Source organism: Salinimicrobium xinjiangense DSM 19287, assembly GCF_000423585.1.
In the GTDB taxonomy this organism is placed as follows: Bacteria; Bacteroidota; Bacteroidia; order Flavobacteriales; family Flavobacteriaceae; genus Salinimicrobium; species Salinimicrobium xinjiangense.
In genome coordinates this window covers 84,906-92,970 of record NZ_AUIG01000015.1, presented here as the reverse complement: position 1 = coordinate 92,970, position 8,065 = coordinate 84,906, and the positions used below count along the sequence as shown (strand labels likewise).

Genomic DNA, 8,065 nt, shown 5'->3' with positions numbered 1-8,065 from the left:
TGGTTAATTAGGGATTGGTGAATTGGGATTGGGGATTGGGGATTGGTGAATTAGGGATTGGGGAAGAGGTCGAGAGTCGAGACTCGGGAATCGGGAATAGTTAACTGGTTAATTAGGGATTGGTTTATTAGGGATTGGTGAATTGGGATTGATGATTGGGAATTGGTTTATTAGAAATTGAAATTTGCTGCTTGAAATTTGGTGCCTGGGATTTGGTGCCTGGTGTTTGGAATTTGATACTTCGACTTGTCATCTCGACAGAGCATTTTCTTTATCATACTCACTTCGGTAGTATATTTTCCCCTCTTTAACTACAGCAAAGATCTTCTTTAGAGCGGCAATAAGCGCAAGAAGGGATTGGGGATTGGAGAGGTCAGGAATCGGGAATCGTTAATTTGTTAATTCGGGAGACGCGAACCGAGAATCAAGAAACGGGAGTCGGGAAACGTTAATTCGGGATTCGGAAACTGGCAACTGGAAACTGGCAACTGGCAACTGGGAACTGGGAACTGGGAACCGGGAAACGGCTAACGCCCCTCGAAGCTTGCATCATACTCACTTCGGTAGTATATTTTCCCCTCTTTAACTACAGCAAAGATCTTCTTTAGAGCGGCAATATCTTCTGTTGGATTTCCATTCAGTATTACAAGATCGGCTATTTTTCCTGCTTCTATGCTTCCGTAAGTATCTTCAATTCCAAGTGCTCTTGCCCCCTTCAAGGTTGCTGCTGTGATAACTTCCAGAGGAGTGAGTACCTTTTAAAAACTACATTTTTTTCCCTTGTTTTCGTCACGCGGCGCGAGAGCGTTATGGGCTTTTCTGTAAATTATCCACCTCTATAAAATGTTATTTTGTAAGAAATGATAAAAATAAGCGTTATAGAATTTCATCAATCAATCATCATCTCATGCTAAAACAATTTTTTATTTTCTGCTCCGGGGCAGATACCAAAATCCCCGACTCCTGTTCACCCGGCGAACAAACAAAATATGCAGGCATAGGCGCCACTGTTTTCTTTACGGCCGTCATGGCATTTATTGCTTCTTCTTATGCCCTATATACCGTATTTGATAATTATCTCACTGCTGTTCTATTCGGTTTGATCTGGGGCCTCCTTATTTTTAACTAGACCGTTTTATTGTCTCCACGATCAAAAAGAAAAACAACTTCAGGAGTGAGTTACTTCAGGCCACCCCGCGGATAATTCTGGCAATAATCTGTCGTGATCGCCAAACCGCTGGAGTTGAAAATTTTTGAGAAAGAGATCAACCGGGTTTTACTGGAACAAAAAAACGATATGACCCTCGCAAACCAGGAACAGATCGCCACACAGTTTACGCCGAGGATAAATGAGCTTAATGCGGAAATAGCATCTCTGAAGGAAGAAGTTTCTTCCAAGGAAGCTGAGGTTAACGCCCTCTACAGCACCTATATTGCAGAAGCCGAAGGTACAGCCGGAACCAAAAGATTAGGCAAAAGCCCGGTATATCCCGCAAAAAGGGAAAAGCATGATTCAGAGTTGCTTGCCCTTAAGGAATTAAAAGAAACAAATGCCGGTAAAATTGAAGCTGCGGAAGAAAAAATTGCTTCGCTAAACGAGGACTATCAGACCAAAGTAAATGAGTCGCAGCCTTATTTTCAATTTGATGAGCGGACTCTTTACCCCCATAGAGAGTATGCCAGATTGGGCTCAAAAATTTACCCTCTTCAACCCGATCAGATATTTTGTGGAAACCATTAGTATGGTCATCCTCAAAGGTTCGGGATTTAAGGACATCATCCCGCAGCTCACTGTCATTTCAGCTTATGCCCTTGTCATGAATGCGCTCGCCGTATGAAGTTACAAAAAAACAACCTTAATGGATTCCTGCAGGCAAAAGAAGAATGGCCCAATTAATTTCTGAAAATATCCTTTGCACAGTTCAATAAGATGAGAGATATCTGAAAATCTACTCGAAATCAAAAATTATTTTTCCCCGGAAATTAGGAGAGAAATTCCTCCAATATTGACTTTTCCGTCAGGATATTTTCTATTTACTACCTCATAAACCTCATTTTTGATTTTTTCTTTCATGGCGTCATCAGCTTTATTAAGGGCCGCAGCTAAAGGAGGAGTAACTTCGGTTATTATGGTCCAGTAGCGTTCTACAGTTTCGAAATTCAGCTGAACAGAAACCTCTTTCTCAGTCACATTTTTGAAACCCGCCTGCTGAAACAGGTGAGGAAGAAGTCCACTCTCAGCACATCGAAAAAGGCCTGGAGCTTGTGGAGGAGCTGGTGATAGCTGCATATTTTTAGCTATGGTACTGCTAATTGCTGTTGCCCAAAAATTGCTTTCGGGCACACTCCAAACCGATGCTGCAATTTTTCCACCTGGTTTCAGAACACGATACATTTCTTTAGTCGCCTCTAGCATATCTGGAAAAAACATAAACCCTAGCCGACAGCTTACTGCATTAAAAGTATTGTCCTGAAAGGGAAGTTCACAAGCGTCACACACCCGGGTCTCAATGTTCCCGATTTCTTTTTTTGTCGCATGATCACGGGCAATTTCCAACATGTTTTCTGAAAGGTCTGTCAAAATAATCCCACCATTCTTTAAGCATTTTGCAATGCTCAATCCTGGTTCTCCTGTTCCCGAAGCTATATCTAAAACAGTATCTGTTTCCTTAAGATCCAGTAAACGGATCATTTCCTCACCCACTGGTTCTAAAGATTTCATTAGCAAATCATCCCACTTTTTCCACATAGGAGAAAAATCGTTCCACGTAGACTTCTGCTGATCACGAATTTTTTCAGATTGAATTTCCATAGTCTGTCCTTTTATGGTTAAACCTCATTTCTAAAACATCAATTCATCTATAAATTTACTTTTAATTAGGCATAAAAATAAATGCAACAGTAAATTTATTCTATTTACATATTTGATTATGAGACAATTAATTAACCTATTCCTGAATACTTCTGAAAAAATGGCATTTTTGAAAGGTGCTGCGGAAGCATCTGTTGATCCACTATTCAGGGTTGTGAGGCAGCAGATCTTTACACCAGGATTTACTTCGCTTCCTGTTTTTCCCAATGATCATTTGCCGGAACAGCATCTCCTTTAAGTGGAACTTCTAAGCTAACTTTTGAGGGTTTATTTTGAGAGGAGAAGTCGTGGACATAGATAGAGGAGTCCTTCCATACAGCCGGACTAATAACTTCTGTGCTTTCCTCCCCATTTTTTGAAATAATAACGACCTTAAAACTCACCGCTTTGCCCCCATTATTCCTCACTTTTATTTCCCTGTCTTCAACAGACAGTATTTCCAGATCAATGTAGCCCCAGTCAAACAACCAGTTATTGAAAAACCAGGTTAGATCTTCATTTGTTTCCCTGTTAAACATGTTTACCATGTCATATGGAGTAGGATGTTTGTATTTCCATTCCTCTATGAACCCGTGTAATGCGTCTATAAAGGTTTCTTCACCCAGGAGATTATAAAGGGAGTAGTACATTGCAGCACCAATATCATAAGAGTTTATCCAACTTCCTTCGTGTTCCCGAGATGTCACCATTAACGGGGTTCTGCTAATTGATCCAAGAGTCGCCGGATTTGGCATTAAAGCCGATACAGGCCAGAATTGTTCTAAAAAGCTATCCATGAAATCAGCAAAGCCTTCGTCCATCCATGCATAATTCTTTTCATTAAACCCCATCATAAAAGGAAAATACATATGAACCATTTCGTGTACCGAAAGCCCTAAGTACACTCTTTCTAAATCTTCCTTTGACGCAGGTATTCCCGAATACTGTTCAATTATTTCAGGATCATAAAAAGCATTATTCGCCATTCCCGGAAACTCCATTCCTCCTATATGATTTCCATTAAAAATGACAAAATTCTTATATGGGAAAGGGTATTTTGGTAATGTGTTATGGAATAAATCCAGAGATTGATGTATTGTTGGCATGACCAGCTCATAATTTTCGTGAGCCGGCGGATAGGCTACATGAGCAAAGACTTCAGCCTTGTCGTCTTTATATGTACTGGATTCCCACACAAAATGATCACTCAGTGCAAAAGCAAAATCGGGAAAATCCCGCACCTTATACTTCCAGGTGGTTTTTGTGGAAGATCTTGGTTTTAAGTCTGCTTCTGTAATGATCTTAACAGCTTTTGTACTTTTCTTTGCCAGCTTCAGCCTTTTTAAAGTCTGGTCATTGTACACCTCTTGCGGATTCTCTGGCGCTGCAGATGCCCATACCAGGAAATTGTCGGGAACGCTAAGACTCACCTCATATTCTGAAAAATCGTGATAGAATTCGGTAGCTGTATCGTATACACTTTTATCCCACCCATGAATATCATCTTTAACTGCAATTTCGGGATACCAGTAGGCAACAAACATAGAGGTGCTGTCTATAGCCCCGCTTCGGGTAAACTCCATGGGAATGGTATAATTCCACTTTACCTTCACCTCCAGGCTATCCTGTGATGGCAATGGATTGTTAAGCCTTACCGTATAATTTGTCCCTCCATAGTCTACCCGATCGGGATTTTGCAGATCTATGCTGTCACCGTCTACGGAAAAGGATTCAATTATAAATCCTTCGTGATCTATTGTGGGTTCATGTTGAGGTGGAAAGAAAAATTTTCTTTTCGTATAAGGCTTCAGGTAATCGTGATAGGCCTGTACGGTAATAGATCTAATACTGTCCGGACTCTGGTTAAAGTACGTAATAACTGCTTTACCTTCCAGGAGCCGGGTATAAGGATCGATACTGGCGTCAATTACATAACGGGAGTGATTTTGCCAGTATCCTTCCGCTACCTCACCAGTTTTGGATCTGGTTCCCCTTTCATAGGCCTCCCTGAATTCCAGTGGCATATATAATTCTTCGGAAGCTTTTTCCGAAGTTTGAGCAATCCCTGGTTTTCCAATAGTTAGCACAATAATTAATAATATGTATCGCATTGCTGACTTTCTCATGGCTCTTATTTTTTATATTTTATTTCACCCCCTACAATGGTCATTTCTACAACTGTATTTAAGATTTCCTCTTCCGGAATGGTCATAATATCTTTATAAAATACCGTAAAATCAGCAAGTTTCCCCACTTCAATTGTTCCTTTATCGTCTTCCATAAAACTTCCGTAGGCAGGATTAATGGTATAAGATTTTAGGGCCTGTAATCTGGTCATTTTTTGATTAGGCTCATATCCTCCCTCTGGAGTACCCTTTAAAGTTTTCCGACTTACTGAAGCATAAAAATTAGCCAGGGGATCAACCGTTTCTACCGGAGCATCTGTTCCATTAATGATTCTTGCTCCAGATTCCATTAATTTCTGCCATACATACGCGCCTTCCCTTATTCTTTCCTCTCCGAGTCTGTCTATTGCCCATGGACGATCTGAAGCCAGGTGTATGCCCTGCATTGAGGCAAGAACATTAAGGTCTGCAAAACGATCAATATCTTCAGGATGAAGGTGCTGTGCGTGTTCAATTCTAAAACGATGGTCCCTGCTAAGTTCAGGATAAGCCTCAAATGTTTTCTGATAAATGTTCAGCACTTCCCTGTTTGCACGATCTCCTATGGCATGCGAGCACACCTGAAAACCATGTTCAATTCCTTTCTTAGCTGTTTCTTCAAGAAAATCCATCTCAATAGTGGCGTGTCCCAAATGACCGGAACGATCTGAATAGGGTTCCAGCAACCAGGCTCCTCTTGAACCCAGGGCACCGTCACACCAGAGTTTGATCGCCCTTATATCCAGCCAATGTGTATTGTGATCTATCTGAGGACCTTTCTTATACCATTCTTTTAATTGCTCCTTATCACCTCCCGCAAGCATTAAGTACAGCCTGATATCCAGCTGTCCTTTTTCTTTGATTTTCTCTAAAACTTCAATGTCCTCTCTATAAGCCCCGGCATGATGGAATCCTGTAATTCCATTTTTTAAGGATTTTTTTTGAGCTGCCAGGAAAGCCTCTTCATGTTTTCTTCTATTTTGTGTTTCGTTACCTTCAGGAACATGTGTTGCCACAAGATCAATTGCACCTTCAATAAGAATTCCTGTTGGATTTCCCCTGTCGTCAACGATGATTTCACCGCCTTCCTCTTCTTTTAATTGCCGGTTAAGACTACTGACGGTCTCCTTTGTAATCCCTGCAGTTTCCAGTGCTTTGGAATTTACCAGAGCTGCATGCCCACTTGAATGTACTAATGCAACGGGATTATTGGGGCTGATCTTACTTAGCTTGTAATGGGTTGGGAAACCCTGTACCGCATCCTCAGGTAGTCCGAACCATTTTTCCTGGTGCCATCCACTGCTCATGACCCATTCTCCCGGTTCAGCTTTGGCCACTCCTTTGTGAACATTGTTGACCATGCCTTCATAAGAACTAATGTCTTTGAGGTCAATTTCATTTTCGGAATATCCAATAGAAAAAATATGCCCATGTCCCTCAATAAACCCGGGAGTAAGCGTCTTCCCTTGCAGGTCTATTAGCCGGGTTGCAGAATCCGTTCTGATATTTTCCCGGTTATTCCCCACATAAATGATCCTGTCGTCCTTAACCGCAATGAAATTTGCGGTAGGTTGGGCCTCATTTACGGTATAGATGGTTCCGTTTTCAATGACCAGATCTGAAATGTGTATTATATTTTCATCCAATTCTGCCTGAGCAGATGCTATAGACGAAAAAGAGAATACTGTAAGAATTACAAGATTTTTGAGTTCACTAATCCTCATGACTTAGAAAATTTTTCAGAAATTTTATACTTAGGTTATTCACTGTTGCTCGGGCTTTTATCTACCACATTTCGTATTGCTGCTAAAACAAGAGCCGGCTCATCATGCTGAATGTAATGCCCGCTTTGGTCTGCAAGAATGAAGATACCATCTGGAGAATCCAGGGTCCAGCTTAACAGGCGCTCCATTTCCCGACGGTTAATGGCTATGATCCATTTATCGTAGTCAAATGGCAGTTGCGCCAATAATGGAGGTCCGGGGCCGGGTTTGCCTCCTAAAAGAGCAGCTACAGGAGTTTGTGGCGTGGGAGGAAAAAATGGGGAGACAAACCATTCGGCCATAGCTGTAAAATGCCGCACCTGATTTTCAGTATAATTAGGATTATCAAAATTGTCTTTAAAAGTATCAAGGTAAGCTTTAAAGCCTTCCTCCGGTGAAGCACCAATATCCTCCAAAGCAGCTTTAAAGGTATTTGGTCTGAATCCCGGATCCAAAAGAATGAGTCCGCCGGTTTTCTCCGGGTACAAATAAGCAAAATGACGTACGAGCTGTGTTCCCCATGAATGCCCCACCAATACATAAGGAGGTTTTATTTCCATAGTTTCCAGCAACTCAAGAAGATGAACAGCAATATTTTCGGGAGACGGCTTTTTTCCATTCCATTCAGATTTCCCTAAACCGGAACGGTCGTATCGAATAACAGGTGCAATGCTTGCCGCTTTGTAGAATATACTGTCCCAGTCCTTTACAGTTCCTCCCGAAGGACTTTCAAATATAATTACAGGTTCTCCCGGCTCACGGGCGTCAAGACCTGCAGTTTCTACATTCATTTGATGACTATTGATGTCAATGAAATCTGACTGGCCAAAAAGAGGTTCAACGAAGAATATTCCTATGATTAATAAAGAAATTAAATGTCTCATAGATAATGATTTGAAATTTTGGTTAGTGAATTTCTTGCTAACCAACAGGAAATTCATAAAACTAATGGAGGTCAGCAATAAGTTTCGGTTCCGGAGTGGGCTCGTGTAGGGAATGAGCGACATAGGAAATTTCCGGTTTCCTTCAATGTAAGTTTAAAGTCTTATATTCAAAAACTTATGGGATGTAAAACAGGAAAAATCTATTAATGGTAAGGGTTAACCGTAATTAGGCTATTTGAAGGATGTTTTTCCAGGAAGTGTACTCTTTAAGGACAAAAACATTTGTTTCGGGATCATAGCATAAAGTAACCACGAGGTCTTTTCAGTTTTTCAGGCTATGTTTTGTAGATCTCCCGGGCTGGAAAAATCTGAGACTTTCCTTACAATTTAAATTATGAAAAG

The 8,065-nt window shown here is 41.0% G+C and carries 5 protein-coding genes and 2 pseudogenes; 2 read left to right on the top strand and 5 right to left on the bottom strand.

What is annotated here, in order from left to right; genetic code table 11:
• Window positions 1-527 precede the first annotated feature (527 nt).
• Window positions 528-743 carry an amidohydrolase family protein gene (locus G564_RS0106505; RefSeq protein ID WP_084625591.1) on the bottom strand — a complete coding sequence of 72 codons (216 nt, stop codon included), beginning with the start codon at window positions 741-743 and terminating at the stop codon, window positions 528-530.
• 164 nt (window positions 744-907) lie between these two features.
• On the opposite strand from G564_RS0106505, the pseudogene G564_RS20135 reads away from it, so the two are divergent.
• A pseudogene (locus tag G564_RS20135) lies at window positions 908-1,633 on the top strand (DUF4407 domain-containing protein); the annotation flags it as partial.
• Window positions 1,620-1,694 (top strand): annotated as a pseudogene (locus G564_RS20845) (hypothetical protein); the annotation flags it as partial. The pseudogenes G564_RS20135 and G564_RS20845, both read left to right, overlap by 14 nt.
• Window positions 1,695-1,966: 272 nt before the next feature.
• On the opposite strand, the gene G564_RS0106495 reads toward G564_RS20845, so the two are convergent.
• From G564_RS0106495 to G564_RS0106480, 4 genes are all read right to left on the bottom strand, one after another.
• Window positions 1,967-2,812, bottom strand: coding sequence for a class I SAM-dependent methyltransferase (locus tag G564_RS0106495; RefSeq protein WP_029036949.1), 846 nt, complete (start codon window positions 2,810-2,812; stop codon window positions 1,967-1,969).
• Between the two features lie 242 nt (window positions 2,813-3,054).
• Entirely contained in the window at window positions 3,055-4,977 is a 1,923-nt protein-coding gene (locus tag G564_RS0106490; protein WP_029036948.1) for a M1 family metallopeptidase, read from the bottom strand.
• A 5-nt stretch (window positions 4,978-4,982) separates the two neighbouring features.
• The gene (locus G564_RS0106485) at window positions 4,983-6,740 is read right to left on the bottom strand and encodes an amidohydrolase (RefSeq protein WP_029036947.1); all 1,758 of its coding nucleotides are present in this window, start codon (window positions 6,738-6,740) and stop codon (window positions 4,983-4,985) included.
• A 35-nt stretch (window positions 6,741-6,775) separates the two neighbouring features.
• Window positions 6,776-7,663, bottom strand: coding sequence for an alpha/beta fold hydrolase (locus G564_RS0106480; RefSeq protein ID WP_169578118.1), 888 nt, complete (start codon window positions 7,661-7,663; stop codon window positions 6,776-6,778).
• Between the last annotated feature and the right edge of the window lie 402 nt (window positions 7,664-8,065).

Bases quoted from the DNA above. Each gene is read 5' to 3' on its own strand.
- G564_RS0106490 (WP_029036948.1), bottom strand. From the start codon at position 4,977: ATGAGAAAGTCAGCAATGCGATACATATTATTAATTATTGTGCTAACT.
- G564_RS0106485 (WP_029036947.1), bottom strand. From the start codon at position 6,740: ATGAGGATTAGTGAACTCAAAAATCTTGTAATTCTTACAGTATTCTCT.
- G564_RS0106480 (WP_169578118.1), bottom strand. From the start codon at position 7,663: ATGAGACATTTAATTTCTTTATTAATCATAGGAATATTCTTCGTTGAA.
- G564_RS0106495 (WP_029036949.1), bottom strand. From the start codon at position 2,812: ATGGAAATTCAATCTGAAAAAATTCGTGATCAGCAGAAGTCTACGTGG.